The sequence below is a fragment of the Bacillus sp. 522_BSPC genome (genome assembly GCF_001076885.1).
Lineage (GTDB): Bacteria > Bacillota > Bacilli > Bacillales > Cytobacillaceae > Niallia > Niallia hominis.
This window is the reverse complement of record NZ_JVDT01000242.1, coordinates 1-17515: the sequence shown is the minus strand read 5'-3', so window position 1 is coordinate 17515 and position 17515 is coordinate 1. Positions and strand designations below refer to the sequence as shown.

Below are 17515 nucleotides of genomic sequence, written 5' to 3'. Positions count from 1 at the left end.
TTCAAATAAATAAAACCTCATTTTATTTGGAGAACTAGACTTTTCAGTGCCCTCTACAATTTGTGGGTCTTTTTCTTGTCTTATTATTCTGTAATTACTTCATAAATTAAAGTAGGAGCCTTCACTTCATTTGCTGAAAGCTTAATATTTTCATACAATTTTTTTGTTACATCGTCAATATCTTTTGTATTACTATAAATCGTTACAAGTGATTCGCCTGCTTCGACTTTTTCACCGATTTTCTTCCGTAAAACTAAACCTACTGCAAGGTCAATTTCTGACTCTTTTGTTGCTCTGCCTGCACCTAACAGCATAGCAGCTGTTCCAATGCTGTCAGCAGTTATTTCTGCGACATAGCCAGTTTCTTTTGCTGGGAGCTCGATTATATATTTAGCCTTTGGTAATAAATCTGTTTGATCAACAACAGAAGCATCGCCACCTTGGGAACTTAAGAAAAGTTTAAATGTTTCAAGGGCTTTGCCATTATCGATTACCTCTTGCAGCATTTCTCTCGCTTTATCTGTAGACTCTGCTTTTCCAGCTAAGTACACCATGTGGCTTCCTAAAGTTAAGCATAATTCTGTCAAATCTTCTGGGCCATTACCATTTAATGTATCAATTGCCTCTTTTACTTCTAAGGCATTACCGATTGCATATCCTAGAGGCTGACTCATATCAGAAATCACAGCCATTGTTTTTCTGCCAACATTATTCCCTATTCTAACCATAGCTTCTGCAAGCTCTCTTGAGGCATCTAGTGTTTTCATAAATGCTCCAGCACCTGTTTTAACATCTAAGCAAATAGCATCCGCACCTGCTGCAATTTTCTTACTCATGATACTGCTCGCAATTAAAGGAATACTATTAACGGTCGCTGTTACATCTCTTAATGCATATAATTTTTTATCAGCTGGGGTGAGGTTACCACTTTGTCCGATAACAGCCAATTTATTTTTATTTACTAAGTCAATAAATGCTTCTTTTTCTATTTCGACATGAAATCCTTTTACGGATTCTAATTTATCGATTGTACCACCAGTATGACCTAGTCCTCTTCCACTCATTTTTGCCACTGGAACACCTACAGCAGCAACTAGCGGACCTAATACTAAAGTTGTTGTATCGCCAACTCCTCCTGTAGAGTGTTTATCTACTTTAATACCTTCAATAGCAGATAGATCGATGACATCGCCTGAATGCACCATCGCCAAAGTCAGCTCTGCACGTTCTGCTTCTGTCATATCTTGAAAAAATACCGCCATTGCAAAAGCACTCATTTGATAATCTGGTATTTCCCCCTCTGTATACCCATTGATGATAAACGCTATTTCTTCCTTCGTTAATTCTAATCCGTCTCTTTTCTTTTCGATTAAGTCGACCATTCTTAATGCCATAATTGAATCTCCTTCATTATGTATTGAAATCATTCTTCTTAACATTGCAAAAATTAAAGTCACATGAACTAACCGTCAAAGGATTTGATTTTTGTAAACGGTGTAAAATGTTTTAATAACTAAAGAGCTACCACATAAATCAGTATTGCTCAAATGGTAACTCTCTCATTTAACTTAGTTCATTATGCACCGATTTCTTTAATCAATTCTTTTACATATTGAAGAAAGTTTGCTTTAACTTTCTCCGTTGTTTCGATTACTTCCTCGTGATTTAGAGGTTGATCAAGAATACCAGCTGCCATATTCGAAATACAAGAAATACCTAATACTTTCAGACCTGCATGACGAGCAACAATTACTTCTGGTACAGTAGACATGCCGACTGCATCTCCACCTAATACGCGAAGCATTCTTACTTCAGCTGGTGTCTCATAAGATGGTCCAGTATTTCCAACATAGACACCTTCTTGCACCTTAAGACTAATCTTACTTGCGACATTGCGTGCTATTTCACGAAGATTATTACAATATGCTTCTGACATATCAGGGAATCGTACGCCTAACTTACTGTCATTTGGACCGATTAATGGGTTTGTTCCCATATTATTAATATGATCAGAGATTAGCATTAAGTCACCTGGTGCAAAGTTTTCATTCACTCCACCCGCTGCGTTTGTAACAATTAATTTTTCCACGCCTAGTTCTTTCATTACTCGAACTGGGAAAGTTACTTTATCAAAAGAATAACCCTCATAGAAATGGAAACGCCCTTGCATTGCTACTACTTCTGTTCCATTAATCGTGCCAAATACAAGTTGACCTGCATGTCCTTCCACTGTAGAAACTGGAAATTCCGGTATATCTTCATACGGAATTTTTACTGGATTTTCAATTTCCTCTGCCAAAACACCTAATCCAGAGCCAAGAATTAAGCCAATTTTAGGCGTATTTGCATATTTTTGTTTTAAGAAATCTGCTGACTGTTTAATCATTGTAAAATTCATTATTATTCCCCTTATATTAAGTCATTTAAGAAACTTGTTCCATATTTAGGCAGTTTAACGTCAAAGTTTTCCGCAACCGTTGCGCCAATATCAGCAAATGTTTGACGAAGTGGCAATTCCTTCGGTTCTTTTAATGCTTTACTATACACTAGTAGTGGCACATATTCTCTTGTATGGTCTGTTCCATGATGAATCGGATCATTTCCATGGTCTGCCGTAATAATTAATAAATCATCATCCTTCAGTAGTTCAAATACTTCTGGAAGTCTAGCATCATATTCTTCTAGAGCTTTTCCATAACCAATCGGATCTCTTCTATGTCCAAATAAAGCATCAAAATCTACTAAGTTCAAGAAGCTTAGACCAGTAAAATCCATTTTCAAGGTATCTACAAGCTTGTCCATTCCATCCATATTTGAAACTGTTCGTAAAGACTTTGTAACCCCTTCACCATCATAAATATCAGAGATTTTCCCGATTGCAATGCTTTCGATATGATTATCTTTTAATTCATTCATTACTGTACGATCAAATGGTTTTAATGCATAATCATGACGATTTGCAGTCCGTTTAAAGTTTCCAGGCTCTCCTAAGAACGGTCTAGCAATAATACGTCCAACCATATATTTCTCGTCTAGCGTCAATTCTCTTGCTAATTCACAAATTCGATATAACTCATCTAATGGCACAACCTCTTCATGAGCAGCAATTTGAAGGACGGAATCTGCTGAAGTGTAAACAATTAAAGCACCTGTTTTCATATGCTCTTCACCTAATTCGTCCAAAATTTCTGTTCCACTTGCTGGTTTATTGCCGATTATTTTTCTTCCTGATTTTGCTTCGATTTCATTTAGCAATTCATCTGGAAAGCCTTCCGGGAATACACGGAATGGTGTTTCAATATTAAGACCCATTATTTCCCAATGACCCGTCATTGTATCTTTTCCATTCGATGCTTCCTGCATTTTTGTATAATATGCAAGCGGTTTTTCAGCTGCATCTACACCAGCTATTTTTTCAATATTACTCAGACCCAGTTTTGCCATGTTCGGCATATTTAGTCCGTTCATTTTTTCAGCAATATGACCTAAAGTATGTGCACCTAAGTCATTAAATTTATTTGCATCAGGCGCTTCACCTATTCCAACTGAATCCATTACAACGAGGAAAACGCGATTATATTTATATGTAGACATTTTTATCCTCCTTTTTTCCATTTCAATCATCCTATTTTGCCCTACTGTATGTATCTTTATTAACCATAAAAATTATAGCATATCGTCAGAAGTCTGACATCTTTTTCAGCAATGTTTTCCATTAATTTTGAGGGATAATTAAATCGTTTTCTTACTTCCCTTTTTATTATCCCTTTCTATCACAAATTTGTCTCTGTAATTATTCGTTGTTGGTTTTCTAGTAGAATGTGTATACAAAGTGAGCTTAAGCGGCGGATATAAACGGAATTATTCCGTTTATTTTTAAGATTTTTTTACAGAAGGCAAAAACAAAAAGAACACTGTATTTGAGGCTAACAGTGCTCTATGCTCTTGGATGAAATTGACTATATACATCCTTCAATCTAGTTTTTGTTACATGTGTATAAATCTGTGTTGTCGAAATATCAGCATGACCAAGCATTTCCTGAACAGCTCTTAAATCTGCACCATTCTCCAAAAGATGTGTTGCAAAGGAATGTCTTAATGTGTGTGGGGTTATTTCTTTCTCAATATGTGCTTCCTTGCCTAACCGTTTTAAGATTTTCCAAAATCCTTGTCTCGTTAATCTATTCCCATGATGGTTTAAAAACAAGGAATTTTCCGCCGATTTTTTATGTTGTAAAAAAGAAGGTCTTGCTTCATTTAAATATAACTCTAATGCTCTTGTTGCCGCTCCGCCAATTGGTATAATTCTTTCTTTGTTCCCTTTTCCGATACAGCGGATAAACCCCATTGTAAGATGAGCATCATCAATATTTAAATTAATTAACTCACTCACACGAATTCCTGTTGCATAGAGGAGCTCTAGCATTGCCTTATCCCTAATCCCATAATGATCCTTTTTATGTTCGAAATCGAGGAGTGCTTCGACTTCCTCCATGGACAAAACTTTTGGTAATGTTCTTTCAGCCTGTGGCGTTTCAATATGTAAGGTCGGATCTTCATCCAGCACTCGATCGCGAAATAAGAATTGATGAAACGCACGAATGGATGCAATATGACGAGCAATTGTTTTAGATGACTTTCCTTGATCCTTTAAGAATCCTAAAAAGCGAATGATATGCGAACGCTGTATTTCTGTTAAATCACATTTCTCCACATTTTTCATATATTTCATATAACTTTTTAAATCTCTTTCATATGATACAAGCGTATTACTCGCCAATCCCTTTTCGACTAATAAATAATGCATAAAATCTTTTAATTGATCTTCCATAGAATTACTCCCCATTTAAATAAAACAGGAATATTCGATCCCTCCATGAATATTTTTCTGTTTCTGGACTATTATCTGCATTCACCTTAATGGCTGAACCCGATGGCTCGTCATAACGATGAAACTGTTGATATTCTTGATTAAACCATACGATTGCATAATAAAAAAGTATCGTACACCCTGTGAACAGGATAAACACTTTTAATGTATTCATCATTGCTTTTGTCCATCTTCTCATCCAAAATCCCTCCATAGCTTCTCTAATACAAGCTATGCCAGGTTGGACAATTAATATACCTAATGAACTTATTATTCTTATTATAATGGATATAAATATAAATGAAAGTGTTAATCGCTCAAATAATTCTTGAAATCTTTAATAGAAGTTCAAAATGATTAAGACAATAAAACTGAATGTATACTCTTCCTTTTAGGAATCCATATGCATGCTATAATAAAAATAAATAGATTTTGTTAAGAAAGAACACAAATATGGAGGAGTTTACTAATGAAGAATACTATATGTCCGAAATGCAATAGTGAAGAAATTAAAAAGGGTGTAATGGCAGCATCGGTTGGGCAAGTTCATATGTATCCCGAAAAAAACCTTAGTCAGAAACCTTCACCAATATCAGCAGAATATTGTGGGAACTGTGGATACATCATGTCCTTGTATGTAGAAACGCCCAAAAATTTAGGATAACAATTACTTTATTGGTTACTGTGCTCTTTCTCTAATCGTATATTTTATTAGATATCCATATTTATTTATAGTAGCTTGATTTAAAGCAAAATAAAAAACCTTCTCATTTGAAAAGGTTTATTCTGCGGAGGATGAAACTTCCTCACTTTTTCCCGTGCAACGATGGCAAATACCATGAAATGTTAGACGGTGATCTTTAATTTTAAAATTCCAGTCACGCTCTACTAATTTCTCTACATCTCCTAGTAAATCTTCTTGAATTTCATCAACTGCTCCACATTCAATGCATACTAAATGGTGATGAAAGTGAGCTGCGCCTTCTTGTCTCAAGTCATATCTAGAAACGCCGTCACCAAAATTTATTTTATCAACAATTTTCAATTCCGTTAATAGTTCTAGTGTACGATATACGGTTGCCAATCCAATTTCAGGAGATTTCTCTTTTACGAGTAAGTATACATCTTCTGCACTAAGATGGTCTTCTTCATTTTCTAATAATACTCTTACTGTCGCTTCCCTTTGGGGAGTTAATTTATAGCTCGAAGAATGCAACAGTTTTTTTATTCTATCTAATCTACTTTCCATTCCGAAAGTCCCTCCCTAGCCACTGTCCATCTCATTATAACAGAAGTAGGAATAGAATCCTAATAAAAATTATTATAAATAACATTTAATAATAATTCTTAAATTATAATGAGTATTATCTCTGTTTTAACCATTCGAAAGGAAAGTTTTAGATTCTCTCTTTATATAAATGGCAACATGATAATAATAGATTGTACCATATTAATAACTGCTTTCATTAATATTGGCGAAATATATGCCTCAACTGCTGCCGCAATCCCGATAATAACAAAGGCTATCATTAGCAGAAAAGTATATCTAGCAAACAGTGGCAGCATTGGTTCCCCCTTTTTCTTCATGAATTGCTGGCGAATCATTTTAAAAGAGAACGCTACTGATAGTGTAGCAGAAATTATAAAAATTGGAATAACAATTAGGTTTTGTGGCAAAACCGACACAAATGATAGTAAAAAGCCATGCCATCCCATTTGGTTAACTAAAAAACCAACTGTAAAGCCAACAACCATTCCTTTTATAAATAATAGAATTAAAATAATGGGCAATCCTATAATAGAGATGCCAAGCAGCCAAATAAAGCCGATATATTTACTGTTATGCGAGAAGCTTTGAAAAAACAAATCTTTGCTTTCCGCGACTTGTCCATTGGAAACCTGTCCAAAAAATTGTGTTAAATAGTAGTAGAGATCTTCCTTTTGGGAGAGAGACAAACTATTTACTACTATTGCACCAAAAATTACCCCCATTAAAAATAATACAATGATAAATAAATAAATTGAGGAATGCTCACGTATATGAGTCGCTAGGATATTCTGATATTTTTTCTTTTTCATTGCCTTTCCTCCCGCCAAGTCTGTTAATTTATGTTTATGCACGAAAGATAGGCATATGACTAGAAATCTATTATTAATCAAAAAGAGCAAATCATCTAATAATTATGTTATTTTACAAAAAGATATGGTAGATTAATTTTGAGGTGAGAGAATTGAAACCGATTTTAATAGATTTGCCAGAAAAAATCGAAACAGAAAGATTAGTATTGCGTCCATGTATGCCTGGAGATGGCAAGGATGTATATGAGAGCATCCAACGGTCAAAAAATGCCCTTAAGCCTTGGATGGCTTTTGCTAATAAAGAGCAAACACTAGAAGAGGTGGAAGCAGGTGTACGAGAATCGTATGCTAAATATATTTTAAGAGAAGATTTACGATTACATATTTATTTAAAAGATACAAAAGAGTTTATAGGTTCAACCGGTCTACATTCCATCGATTGGAAAGTCCGCGTGTTTGAAATTGGGTATTGGTGCGATTCTGCCCACACTGGAAATGGCTATATTACAGAAAGCACCAGAGCTTTAATAAAGCTTGCAAAAGAAACACTGCACGCAAATCGTATTGAGATACGTGTTGATTCCACAAATAGGAAAAGTCGTGCTATTCCAGAAAAACTCGGCTTCTCATTGGATGGTCTATTGAAAAATGAAACCCTTAGTGCCGATACAGAGGAACTAAGAGATATCTGTCTTTATTCGTTGACATAATGCAAAAAAACCCACAAATTTTAGTGTGGGATTTTTTTGTACTATTACTTATCTACCCTAACCTTTCCGTATTTACCGCCACCACCTACTTGCAGATTTAACATTCCCGTTCTCGCTGCAACTACATAATCCGCCACCTTCTTTGGAATGATTTCCACTAACTTATCGTAGGGAGCTTCATGGATTATTTGCATTTCGGTTGAAAAATAATCAAGTAATGTTTGCAGTGTTTTTTTCCCTAAGCCAGGAATGTATTCTAGCGGTATTTGGTGAATATAGGGTGGTCTATTAGCTGTTGAAGTAGCATCCTTTAAATCGGTAATCCTTGCTGCTACCCCTTTTACCCATTTATGACTTCCGCATTCTTTGCATATACCAGTCGTTTCTGAAAAAGGGGCATAGCATTTCATACAAACCGTTTCATGATATTTACCTAATTTTGGGTCTAGCCCATAATTGGCAATGATTCTTCTTCCTTCTACCTGATGCAGAACTTTTGCAAATTCTGCAAAAGATGCTTCCTCCATTTCCATAATTTGATATTCTCGAGCAATTTTTCCTAAAGAATGGGCATCAGAATTGGTTATAAAAGAAAAGGCATGTAATTCTGAAATTTGATCAGCCATATCCGTATCAGAGCTCAATCCTAGTTCCATGCCATCAATCAATTTCTCATCCAAAACTTCCTTATAGGAACGATAAACACCACTTCCATATAAACTTTTGAATGGTGTAAAAATATGTGCTGGTATGAAAAGCCCATTTAATTCCTTTACTTTATGCTGCAATTCTTTCCCAGTTATATAAAGCCTTTGCGAGCTTAAAGTCACATTTTTCATATGATTAGAAATCCAATTGGAAAATTCCTTCATTTTAGCTAAAGTCGGCAGATAGGATAACACATGAATCGGCCCCTTACAGGAAGAATCGTATATTTCCAGCTCTGACCCTAGAATAATCGTTATCCCTTCCATCTTAACCCCACCGCTAGGCAATTCTATCATCTTCCCCTGCTCTATCAACTCTTCCATTTCCATTATCACTTCAGGGGAATGACAATCTATAATTCCAATCATATCAAGACCCTTTTGTTTGCTAGCATATTCAATGACAGCAGGCAAGGTAAGGTTTCTGGAAGCTGTGATTTTCACCGGCTTTCCACTTTTGGTTCTCCCAATATGGATATGTAAATCCGTGTAAAAAGACTTCATTTTTACTCCTTTAGGTTAGCAATTTGTAAATATTGTATCCCAAAAATTGTTTTCGCATCAAAAATGCGTTGTTCTTCCATAAATTGTAATGCTTCCTCTAGCGTAATTTCTAATACATTTACAAACTCATCTTCATCTAGTCCTGCGGCATCTTCTTTTTTGGTTAATCCTTTTGCCACATATACATGGATGATTTCATCAGCAAATCCTGGTGAAGTATAAAAAGAACTTACCAATTCTAGAGATTCACAATCATATCCCGTTTCTTCTTCTAATTCTCTTCTTGCACATAAAGCTGGGTCTTCGCCCTTTTCTAATTTTCCGGCAGGGATTTCTACGATTACTTTTTCAAGCGGCTTTCGATATTGCTCTACCATAACTAGCTTGTTATCGTCCGTTATGGCAATTACTGCTACTGCACCTGGGTGCTTTACTAATTCTCGTGTAGAGGTTTTTCCATTAGGCAATTCTACTTCATCCACTTGAACTTGAATTATTCTTCCACTAAAAATATGCTCTGTTTTTACTGTTTTTTCTTCCAATGAACTCATTTGACACACTCCTGTTCTATTAAACAAAGATCCTAACATATAGATTATTATACTTTATTTCGGTTTTTAAGAAAGGATTGTGGGGACGCTGAAGATATATTTACGAGAAAAAGGGGTTGTTTTAACTGGAAAACCACGGGAAATCCGTTATATGCTTAAAAAGTATCAAAAAGAATACACCTATGTGAAGGATTGGGTGAATGCTAATTCGAATCCTTCAAAAAAATAAGCCGATTTCTTTGTGAATAAATACCATTTTTCGTACAATAAGAGATATCTTAGGTAAAGAGGTGTTCGAATTTGCAAAATTCACAATTAGGTAGTTCTAACTTATATGTATCAAAACTAGGACTTGGATGCATGAGTCTTGGGACCGAAGAAAAGACTGCCTTTCCGATTTTAGAAGCAGCATTAGAAGAAGGAATAAATTATTTTGATACAGCAGATTTATATGATCAGGGGAAAAATGAGCAATTACTAGGTCGTTTTTTCAAAAATAATCGAGAAGATGTCATTATTGCAACAAAGGTAGGAAATAAGTGGGAAGAGGGAAAAGATGGATGGTCTTGGGATGCAAGTAAGGCCTATATTAAAGAACAAGTTAAACACAGCCTAAAACGACTAGGCACAGATTATATTGATTTATATCAACTACACGGCGGGATGATGGAAGATCCGATTGAAGAAACGATTGAGGCATTTGAAGAATTAAAGGAAGAAGGCGTGATTCTTTATTACGGCATTTCTTCCATTCGCCCAAATGTCATTCGCGAATATGTGAAGCGTTCCTCTATTGTTTCTGTCATGATGCAATATAGTATATTAGACAGACGTCCAGAAGAGGAAGCACTACCATTACTTGCAGAAAACAATATTAGTGTCGTTACCCGCGGCCCTGTTGCAAAAGGTCTTTTAAGCCCTAAGTACCGTGAAAAGCTAACAGAAAAAGGCTATTTAGATTATTCTGGTGAGGAACTTGCAAAATTACTTCAAAATTTAGAACAAAAATTTGCAGATAATCGCACATTAACGGAAGCTGCTATTCAATATAACTTGGCTCAAACCCCTGTAGCTAGCATCATTGCAGGTGCAAGCTCAGCAGAACAACTACGTGCCAATGCAAATGCCGTGAACAGTGCACCTTTAACAGCAGAGGAAATAGCATTTATTAAAGAAATTTCGAAAGCATCGGTTTATAAGGCACATCGTTAATAGGATGAAAATTTACTTTTAAGCTTGGTTCTTGAATGATTTGGAAAATTTTTCTATTCATTATAGAAAAGTGGTTTTCGTTTTTTGGATGAAAGCCACTTTTTCTTGCATTTTTTTGAAATGTGGTTTTCATCTTCCTTATGAACTCTACTTTTGCTTGCTTCTTCTTGAAATGTGGTTTTCAGTTTGCTTATGAACAAAAATTCCCACCTACTCTTTTTAGATAAATAGTATACGTTTCCATATAAAATCCTTTATTTTACAAGAATAATAGAAACGAGGAAACTCTTTGAAATACATAGAATTTGGTATTGGCAACAAATGGCTTATTCGTACAGAAACAGAATTACAAGATGGGACAGAGTTTGAAGAAAAAGGAATAAAGAGACCTATTAATTTTTACTCTCTTTATACTAGAGTCTGGATTAGGAAAACGGTCATTATTATCGATTCAAAAGAAGGGGTTAAAAAACGAAAAAAAGAACGAAATGCTTATAAATTCATACTAGGTATAAAAAGCTTATAGCATTCCACTATTACTCCCTTTACTCTTCCATCTCTAGTCTTCTAAAAAGATGAAAATCAATTAATCGTAACGAATACTTATCTAGTAATTAAATTACCTACATTACTTTTATAAAGGAGTCTTTCAATGAATCAAGCTTTATTAATTATTGATGTTCAGCAAGAACTGGTAGATGGGAATGCGGAAACAAATGAGATTTATAATAAAACAGGTTTATTAGATACTATTAATCTCGTTATTGAAAAGGCTATCCAATTAAATGTTGAAGTTATGTTTGTAAGAGATAAAGATGTTGCGGGAGGAGAAGGACCTGGGTTTCAATTTCATTCCGATTTGAAAATTCCTGTTGAAGCAAAAATCTTTGATAAATATGCTACAAATGCATTCTATGGAACAGGATTACTAGAGTATTTACAGTCAAAAGACATTCAACATCTTGTCATTATGGGTTGCGAAACACCCTATTGTATTGATACAGCGGTACGGACAGCAACTGTAAATAATATGGATGTAACGCTAGTTGGAGATGGGCATTCAACAACCGATTCAACCGTTCTTTCTGCTGAAAAAATTATTCAACATCACAATAAAATATTACACGGTCACTATAATGTCGATCATTTTTCGATAGTACGCGAAGCAGAGGAAGATTTATTTTCACCCATGCATGATAGTTACCGATAAGTTTTATGTAAAGAGCAAGCGAAAAAAGTCACAATGACAAAAGCGATTCGAGCAGCGGCATTTGTCATTGTGACTTTTCTTTATTATTATTTTCACTCTAACTCCCAAGCTTCTTTTAACAGTTCCACCCCTGTTTCTATCTCTGTTTCCGTCAATCCACCATATCCAAGAATCACTTTTGGATTCCCTGAATATTCATTTTGAAAATAGTACGCAGAAACAGGGTATACTTTCACTCCAAATTCCATTGCCTTTTCGACTAATCGCTTTTCACTTAAATCACGTTTCACTTCTAAAACAATATGAAGTCCAGCATTTTCTCCAATCACTTCTACATTTCTGTCTAAATGTCGGTGGATGGCTTGGAGTAGTGCTTGCCGTTTTTTCCGGTACAGTGTTCTCATTTTATTTAAGTGACTGTTCCAATGTCCTCCTTTTATAAAGTGGTACAATGTATCTTGATGCATCCGTGATACGGTCTGCTTATAGACAGTGAACTGTTTCACATATGTACTGTATAATTGCATTGGGAGAACCGCATAGCTTATTCGAAGGGAGGGAATTAATGATTTCGAGAAGGTGCCCAAATATATAATTTGACTATTTTTTGCTAATCCTTGTAGTGCAGGAATTGGTTTTCCTTTATAGCGATATTCGCCGTCATAATCATCTTCTATTATAAAACCATTATTTTCTTCTGCCCAGTTAATCAATTCCAATCTTCGTGCAATTGGCATAATCATCCCGTATGGAAATTGATGAGATGGGGTTACATATGCGACATTTGCTTTACTCTTATTCAGTAGAGATACATCCATTCCATTCTCATCGACAGGAATAGGTAGTGTTTCTATCCCCATATCTTGTAATACCACTCTAATTCGGTGATAGCCTGGATTTTCAAGCCCGTATGATTTATCCCTTCCTAACAATAAACTAATTAATCCTATTAACACTTGCGTTCCTGCACCAATTATTATTTGATTAGGTTGACAATTTACCCCTCTTGTAGCATATAAATGCTTGGCAATCTGTTCTCTTAAGTTAAACTCACCTTGTGGATCTCCGTTCGAAAACCAAAAATTTTGATCTTCATATATCGATTGCATGGAGAGCTTTCTCCATGTGTTATAGGGAAAATATTTACGATCCACTTGTCCTGAGTTAAAGTCGATTTTCACCACTTTTTGTTGATTAGGTTTATTTACGATAGGACTAGCTTTCGTTTCTAGCTGATTCTTATATTCTTCATCAATTGTTTGCACATATAATCCTTTGCGGGGACTACTTTCCACATATCCTTCTGCACAAAGCTGATCATAGGCTGCTTGGACGGTATTTAAACTAATTTGCAAATGTGTTGCTAGCTTCCTTTTGGATGGTAATTTTTCATTGGGTAATATATGTTTCTTTCTAATCTCATGCTTGATAAAGTCTGCTAATTGTATATAAAGCGGCTTACTACTGTCCTTCCGTAAAACTGGTGTTAACTCTAGCACAAAACACTCCTCCTTAAATCACACTGACACCATTAAAAAGAGCTAATCTGATACTTTAGATTATACCAGAATCCTATTACATTATAGATATGAATGGAGGAATGAACATGATAAACAATCAATTAACCATTAAAATGTTAAAGACAGAAGATGAATGGAAAACAGCATTTCCTGTAATGAAACAATTGCGAACAAAATTAGATATGAGCGCATATCTTGAATTAGTTTTAGAATCTGTCCAAAAAGAAGGGTATCGCTTGATTGCACTGTTTAATCAGAAAGAAATCGTAGCACTATGTGGATTTATGCCTATGATCACTTTATACAATGGCAGATTTATATGGGTCTGTGAATTAATAACAGACCGCAACCATCGTTCCAAAGGTTATGGCAAAGCATTATTGAACTATGTCCATCAGTGGGCCATTGAAAATGACTATCCTCTTGTGTCTTTGTCTTCTGGTTTACAGCGTATTGATGCCCATCGCTTTTATGAAGAGAAAATGGAATATGATAAAGTAAGCTATGTTTATTTGAAAAAAATTTAACAAAAAGTAAAAGAGACATTCCCACTTTTTAAAAGGTAACGTCTCTTTTACCATACTTTTTAAAATACTCGTAAATAACTACATTTCCCCTCATAAATATCTTCTATTCTTTGTAAATTAAGTGGATGGTTCTATTGAAGTTTTCTATTTCATAATTCTTTTTTCTAAAGGAATTTCCTTCATTTATATAAAAATATACAAATCTAGGATTCTATAAACGAGTATGGTAAATATACATGAAAAAAGGAGGTGTTAATCCATGTCAAAAGATTCTTTACAAGGTTTAATTACTGAGTTAGATAAACTAATTTCTGCTTGTGAAGGAAATGCTAAAAATAGTGATTCTGCCGAAAAACAGCGCTTTTATGAAGGAATGGCGATCGCCTATACAACAGAACGTATGAGAATAAATGGGGAAGTAGATAGCATAGAGTTAAAAGTAATCGATGAATTATATCGTGCTCTCTCTACTACCTCCTCTTCTACACAGGCATCAAGCATTGAATACACGGAAACTTGTTCCTTTTGCAGAAAATCAAAAGAGGAAGTTGGTCATTTAGCGGTTGGACCAAATGTGTCTATTTGCAGCTCATGTTTAGAGTTTGGTGCAGAAGTGATTAAAAGTCATTCATAGGGACGATTGAAACAATTGTCCCCTTTTTTCACTACTATGTCTTAAGCTTGTATTACTTTTACATACGTTCCTTTTTTCGCTTTTTGAAAAGCATTCTTATTCATCTCTTCTATTTTTTTAGAAAGGCTTGAAGCACTTACTAACTTATTTTGATAGAAAATGGATGGGTCAATAAGTCGAACCTTATTCTTTAGATGGATATCAAAATCCTCTTCATCCTCTATTACTTTCAAAGAAGATTGAAGTTTATGCCAGAGCTCCTGAATCTCACCATTCTTTGATTTACTAATTTTAAAAATCAACTCCCTATCTTCTCTTAGAAAATCAGAAAACTTTATAATGTTCTTAGCTAACGCTACTTTTAAAATTTTTGTTAACTGATCATATCCATAAATATTTAATGGATGCATAAAAAAATCGATGACCTCTTTGTAATAGGTTGTAACAAACCATTCTGCCGCATCAACGTTACTTAAACACATTTTCCCTTCTACCGTTAAAACATTTTCTAAAAATTTCTCTACTTCCTTTAACGAAATTTTTCCATAAGTATACATATCCCGTATTGTATAATCAACACGATCAGCACATAATTCGGGTGCTGGCTGTTCTAGAATAGTCCATTTGGTATCATCCATTAGCAATTCTTTATAATCATATCGATATTTTTCTAAGATTGAAGGAATTTCAGAATTCTTAATAACAGAAAGAAAAATAACTTCATGATAATTCTCATGATGTTTATCTAAGACAAAATCAACAACATGGGAGAATGCTGTATGGGAGACATCATGCAACAGTCCAGCAATTTGCTCTTCCATGGAACCTCCGAGCTTTCGGATTAATAGCATAACGCCAATCGAGTGCTCATATCTAGTAACATTCCAATTTTTATTTACTAAATAACTTGCTCCGCCTTGATGGATGCCTTTTAGTCGTTGGATTGGCTTGCTTTTTATTAATTCCTCTAAAACTTTTTCAATCTCAAAATCTCCGTACAGTTTATCGGATATTAGCAAAACTATTCTCCCTTCTTGGTAAATTTGTCTCCTATTATAAAAAACACAATTTCAATGGAAAACCACATGCATTTCCAATAAATGTATAGTAAAGTATACATATCAAGTTTAATCCTCTCATGTTTTGCAAAAAGTGATTTTATTAAAATTAAATCTGAAAGGAGTATGAATGTGCATCAGAATTTCGGAAAAAAACAAATCAATAAAAGCAACTTTTTAGGTGTACTATCGATATTTTTTCCTATTGTCCTTGGACTATTGATTCTTAATTTTTTTACAAACATCATTCCGTTGGATAAGCTTCAAGGATTACCTGTTCTCATGCCGCTTTTTTTGTGTCCATTTGGAGCAGTCATCGGTCTTTTAGGATATAAACGGAATAGAGATACACTATCATTAGTTGGTATAATTGCCAATATAATATTGTTCTTGTTCCCTGTTTTTTACCATATACTAGGTACAATTTTAATGGGTGTTTAGTGATTTCATTTATACTTTTTGTTCAGCAGCCGGGTACTGTCAATATTTTTGTGTAAATGACTTTTCAACTTCTCAAGGTAGATGATCACCTTCGTATTCAAATAGATTTGTTCGAAGTGTTGATTTGGGTGTCTAGGAAAGGGCTAGCCCTTTCCTAGACACCCAAATTTCGCGCTGGCACGTCCCGGTTAGTTTGTCGGTTCATGTAGCTGCTCAAACATCTCTTCCAACTCTGCACGTGCCTGATTGAAGCCGATGTGACAGCGTGAGGCGAAACGTTGATTGTAGTCCTCGAACTGCGTCACTAAAAAACGTTCCAGTGATTCTTCGTTCGGAAACTGTTCCTTGCGCTTTGTATATTTTTTGATTTGCTTATTGAACGACTCAATTAAATTGGTCGAGTAGATGCTTCGCCAAATTGCTTTTGGAAACTGATAAAACGTCAGTAAATACGGGTTATTTAGTAAGCCTTGTGTAACTTTTTTGTACGATTTGCTCCATTTCTCGCAGAACTGCCCAAGTGCTAGCTCAGCTGCTTCGGCGTCCTTTGCCTGGTGAATCATTTTAAAATCTTCGCAGACTTCCTTGCGATCCTCTACGCGTACTTTATGCATAATATTGCGACCGACATGAACTAAACAGACTTGATATTTTGCTTTTGGAAACACAGTGAAAACAGCGTCTGCCATGCCTTTTAAGCCGTCTGATACGAATAATAAGACGTCTTCTACACCACGGTCTTTCAGCTCTTCTAGTAGCTCTTGCCAGTTGTAAGCAGACTCTGTTGGGGCAATCGTATAAGCGAGTACCTCTTTAGAGCCGTCTTCGCGAATACCAACAGCGATATAGACAGCTTCTTTGGACACCGTATCACGACGCACGGCAATATACGTCGCATCTAAATACACGCATACGTAACGATTATGCAACGAACGGTTGTTAAATGCATCGACTGTTTCTGAAACCGCTTTTGTCATATTCGAAATCGTTTGAGGCGTATAGTGATGGCCGTACATTTTTTCGATTAACTGGGCAATTTCAGCCATCGTAATGCCTTTTTTAAACAGGTGAATCACCGTATCTTCAAGCGTATCATTCGAACGCTTATACGGAGCCACGGTCTGTTGTTTGAACTCACCATTGCGATCACGTGGAATTTGAATGGCTAAATCGCCGTACTCTGTGTGAAGCGTACGCGAATAAGACCCATTGCGTGAGTTGCCTGAATTAAAGCCAATACGGTCATATTTTTCATAATCTAGAAATTCCGTTAACTCTGTCACAAGTAGCGAGTTGATCGCCATTTCCAAGTGCGAACGAAAAACCTCGGTAATATCTTGTTTTTTTACTAGTGCATCGATAATTTCTGTTGTAAACTGATTCATAGGGAAGACCTCTTTTCTAGGATTGGTTGTGGTGACTTAATTCTACCAAGAGAAGGTCTTCCTTTTTACATGGAAATTTTCATTTACACAAAATATTTTATACTCTC

Annotated in this window: 21 protein-coding genes; 9 read left to right on the top strand and 12 right to left on the bottom strand. The window is 35.3% G+C overall.

All coding sequences use genetic code 11. The features are described 5' to 3' along the window. Positions 1-83 precede the first annotated feature (83 nt). The 5 genes from ADJ83_RS19780 to ADJ83_RS19760 form a co-directional block, all read right to left on the bottom strand. Positions 84-1394 (bottom strand): pyrimidine-nucleoside phosphorylase, encoded by a 1311-nt coding sequence (locus tag ADJ83_RS19780; RefSeq protein ID WP_031537327.1) that lies wholly within the window; start codon positions 1392-1394, stop codon positions 84-86. 182 nt (positions 1395-1576) lie between these two features. Next, entirely contained in the window at positions 1577-2398 is an 822-nt protein-coding gene (locus ADJ83_RS19775; RefSeq protein WP_031537326.1) for a purine-nucleoside phosphorylase, read from the bottom strand. 11 nt (positions 2399-2409) lie between these two features. Beyond that, positions 2410-3594, bottom strand: coding sequence for a phosphopentomutase (gene deoB / locus ADJ83_RS19770; RefSeq protein WP_031537325.1), 1185 nt, complete (start codon positions 3592-3594; stop codon positions 2410-2412). 343 nt (positions 3595-3937) lie between these two features. Next, a complete protein-coding gene (gene xerD, locus ADJ83_RS19765; protein WP_031537324.1) occupies positions 3938-4831 on the bottom strand; it encodes a site-specific tyrosine recombinase XerD in 894 nt (297 codons plus the stop codon). A 4-nt stretch (positions 4832-4835) separates the two neighbouring features. After that, a complete protein-coding gene (locus ADJ83_RS19760) occupies positions 4836-5069 on the bottom strand; it encodes a YqzK family protein (protein ID WP_031537322.1) in 234 nt (77 codons plus the stop codon). A gap of 270 nt (positions 5070-5339) precedes the next feature. On the opposite strand from ADJ83_RS19760, the gene ADJ83_RS19755 reads away from it, so the two are divergent. Continuing rightward, a complete protein-coding gene (locus ADJ83_RS19755) occupies positions 5340-5534 on the top strand; it encodes a hypothetical protein (protein ID WP_031537321.1) in 195 nt (64 codons plus the stop codon). Positions 5535-5651: 117 nt separating this feature from the next. Here the strand turns inward: ADJ83_RS19755 and ADJ83_RS19750 are convergent, their stop codons facing one another. Together ADJ83_RS19750 and spoIIM are read right to left on the bottom strand one after the other, a co-directional pair. After that, positions 5652-6119: a Fur family transcriptional regulator gene (locus tag ADJ83_RS19750; protein WP_031537320.1), complete on the bottom strand. Its 468-nt coding sequence runs from the start codon at positions 6117-6119 to the stop codon at positions 5652-5654. 161 nt (positions 6120-6280) lie between these two features. Beyond that, on the bottom strand, positions 6281-6949 hold the full coding sequence (gene spoIIM / locus ADJ83_RS19745; RefSeq protein WP_031537318.1) for a stage II sporulation protein M: 669 nt from the start codon (positions 6947-6949) through the stop codon (positions 6281-6283). Positions 6950-7101: 152 nt separating this feature from the next. Here spoIIM and ADJ83_RS19740 point away from each other — a divergent pair, with 152 nt between their 5' ends. After that, entirely contained in the window at positions 7102-7659 is a 558-nt protein-coding gene (locus ADJ83_RS19740; RefSeq protein WP_031537317.1) for a GNAT family N-acetyltransferase, read from the top strand. Positions 7660-7703: 44 nt separating this feature from the next. On the opposite strand, the gene ADJ83_RS19735 is transcribed toward ADJ83_RS19740, so the two are convergent. Further along, on the bottom strand, positions 7704-8870 hold the full coding sequence (locus tag ADJ83_RS19735) for an endonuclease Q family protein (RefSeq protein WP_031537316.1): 1167 nt from the start codon (positions 8868-8870) through the stop codon (positions 7704-7706). A 2-nt stretch (positions 8871-8872) separates the two neighbouring features. Further along, positions 8873-9421, bottom strand: coding sequence for an NUDIX domain-containing protein (locus ADJ83_RS19730; protein ID WP_031537314.1), 549 nt, complete (start codon positions 9419-9421; stop codon positions 8873-8875). A 79-nt stretch (positions 9422-9500) separates the two neighbouring features. On the opposite strand from ADJ83_RS19730, the gene mciZ reads away from it, so the two are divergent. The 4 genes from mciZ to ADJ83_RS19710 all read left to right on the top strand — a co-directional run bounded on the left by mciZ (position 9501) and on the right by ADJ83_RS19710 (position 11843). Then, the gene (mciZ, locus tag ADJ83_RS19725; RefSeq protein ID WP_269320379.1) at positions 9501-9650 is read left to right on the top strand and encodes a Z-ring formation inhibitor MciZ; all 150 of its coding nucleotides are present in this window, start codon (positions 9501-9503) and stop codon (positions 9648-9650) included. Positions 9651-9721: 71 nt separating this feature from the next. After that, the gene (locus tag ADJ83_RS19720) at positions 9722-10633 is read left to right on the top strand and encodes an aldo/keto reductase (protein WP_031537313.1); all 912 of its coding nucleotides are present in this window, start codon (positions 9722-9724) and stop codon (positions 10631-10633) included. Between the two features lie 289 nt (positions 10634-10922). Next, complete coding sequence (locus ADJ83_RS19715) at positions 10923-11159, top strand: DUF3977 family protein (protein ID WP_031537312.1); 237 nt, start codon at positions 10923-10925, stop codon at positions 11157-11159. Positions 11160-11285: 126 nt separating this feature from the next. Then, on the top strand, positions 11286-11843 hold the full coding sequence (locus tag ADJ83_RS19710; RefSeq protein WP_031537309.1) for a cysteine hydrolase family protein: 558 nt from the start codon (positions 11286-11288) through the stop codon (positions 11841-11843). Positions 11844-11935: 92 nt separating this feature from the next. Here the strand turns inward: ADJ83_RS19710 and ADJ83_RS19705 are convergent, their stop codons facing one another. Beyond that, positions 11936-13342 (bottom strand): PLP-dependent aminotransferase family protein, encoded by a 1407-nt coding sequence (locus tag ADJ83_RS19705; RefSeq protein WP_031537307.1) that lies wholly within the window; start codon positions 13340-13342, stop codon positions 11936-11938. A gap of 107 nt (positions 13343-13449) precedes the next feature. Between ADJ83_RS19705 and ADJ83_RS19700 the strand changes: the two genes are divergently transcribed. Together ADJ83_RS19700 and ADJ83_RS19695 are read left to right on the top strand one after the other, a co-directional pair. After that, a complete protein-coding gene (locus tag ADJ83_RS19700; protein ID WP_031537305.1) occupies positions 13450-13890 on the top strand; it encodes a GNAT family N-acetyltransferase in 441 nt (146 codons plus the stop codon). A gap of 259 nt (positions 13891-14149) precedes the next feature. Next, entirely contained in the window at positions 14150-14524 is a 375-nt protein-coding gene (locus tag ADJ83_RS19695) for a ClpX C4-type zinc finger protein (RefSeq protein ID WP_031537303.1), read from the top strand. A gap of 41 nt (positions 14525-14565) precedes the next feature. Here ADJ83_RS19695 and ADJ83_RS19690 read toward each other — a convergent pair whose 3' ends face one another. Further along, positions 14566-15543 carry an HD domain-containing protein gene (locus ADJ83_RS19690; RefSeq protein WP_031537301.1) on the bottom strand — a complete coding sequence of 326 codons (978 nt, stop codon included), beginning with the start codon at positions 15541-15543 and terminating at the stop codon, positions 14566-14568. Positions 15544-15714: 171 nt separating this feature from the next. Between ADJ83_RS19690 and ADJ83_RS19685 the strand changes: the two genes are divergently transcribed. Then, positions 15715-16023 (top strand): hypothetical protein, encoded by a 309-nt coding sequence (locus tag ADJ83_RS19685; RefSeq protein WP_231512548.1) that lies wholly within the window; start codon positions 15715-15717, stop codon positions 16021-16023. A gap of 188 nt (positions 16024-16211) precedes the next feature. Here ADJ83_RS19685 and ADJ83_RS19680 read toward each other — a convergent pair whose 3' ends face one another. Then, entirely contained in the window at positions 16212-17408 is a 1197-nt protein-coding gene (locus ADJ83_RS19680) for an IS256 family transposase (RefSeq protein ID WP_031540362.1), read from the bottom strand. Between the last annotated feature and the right edge of the window lie 107 nt (positions 17409-17515).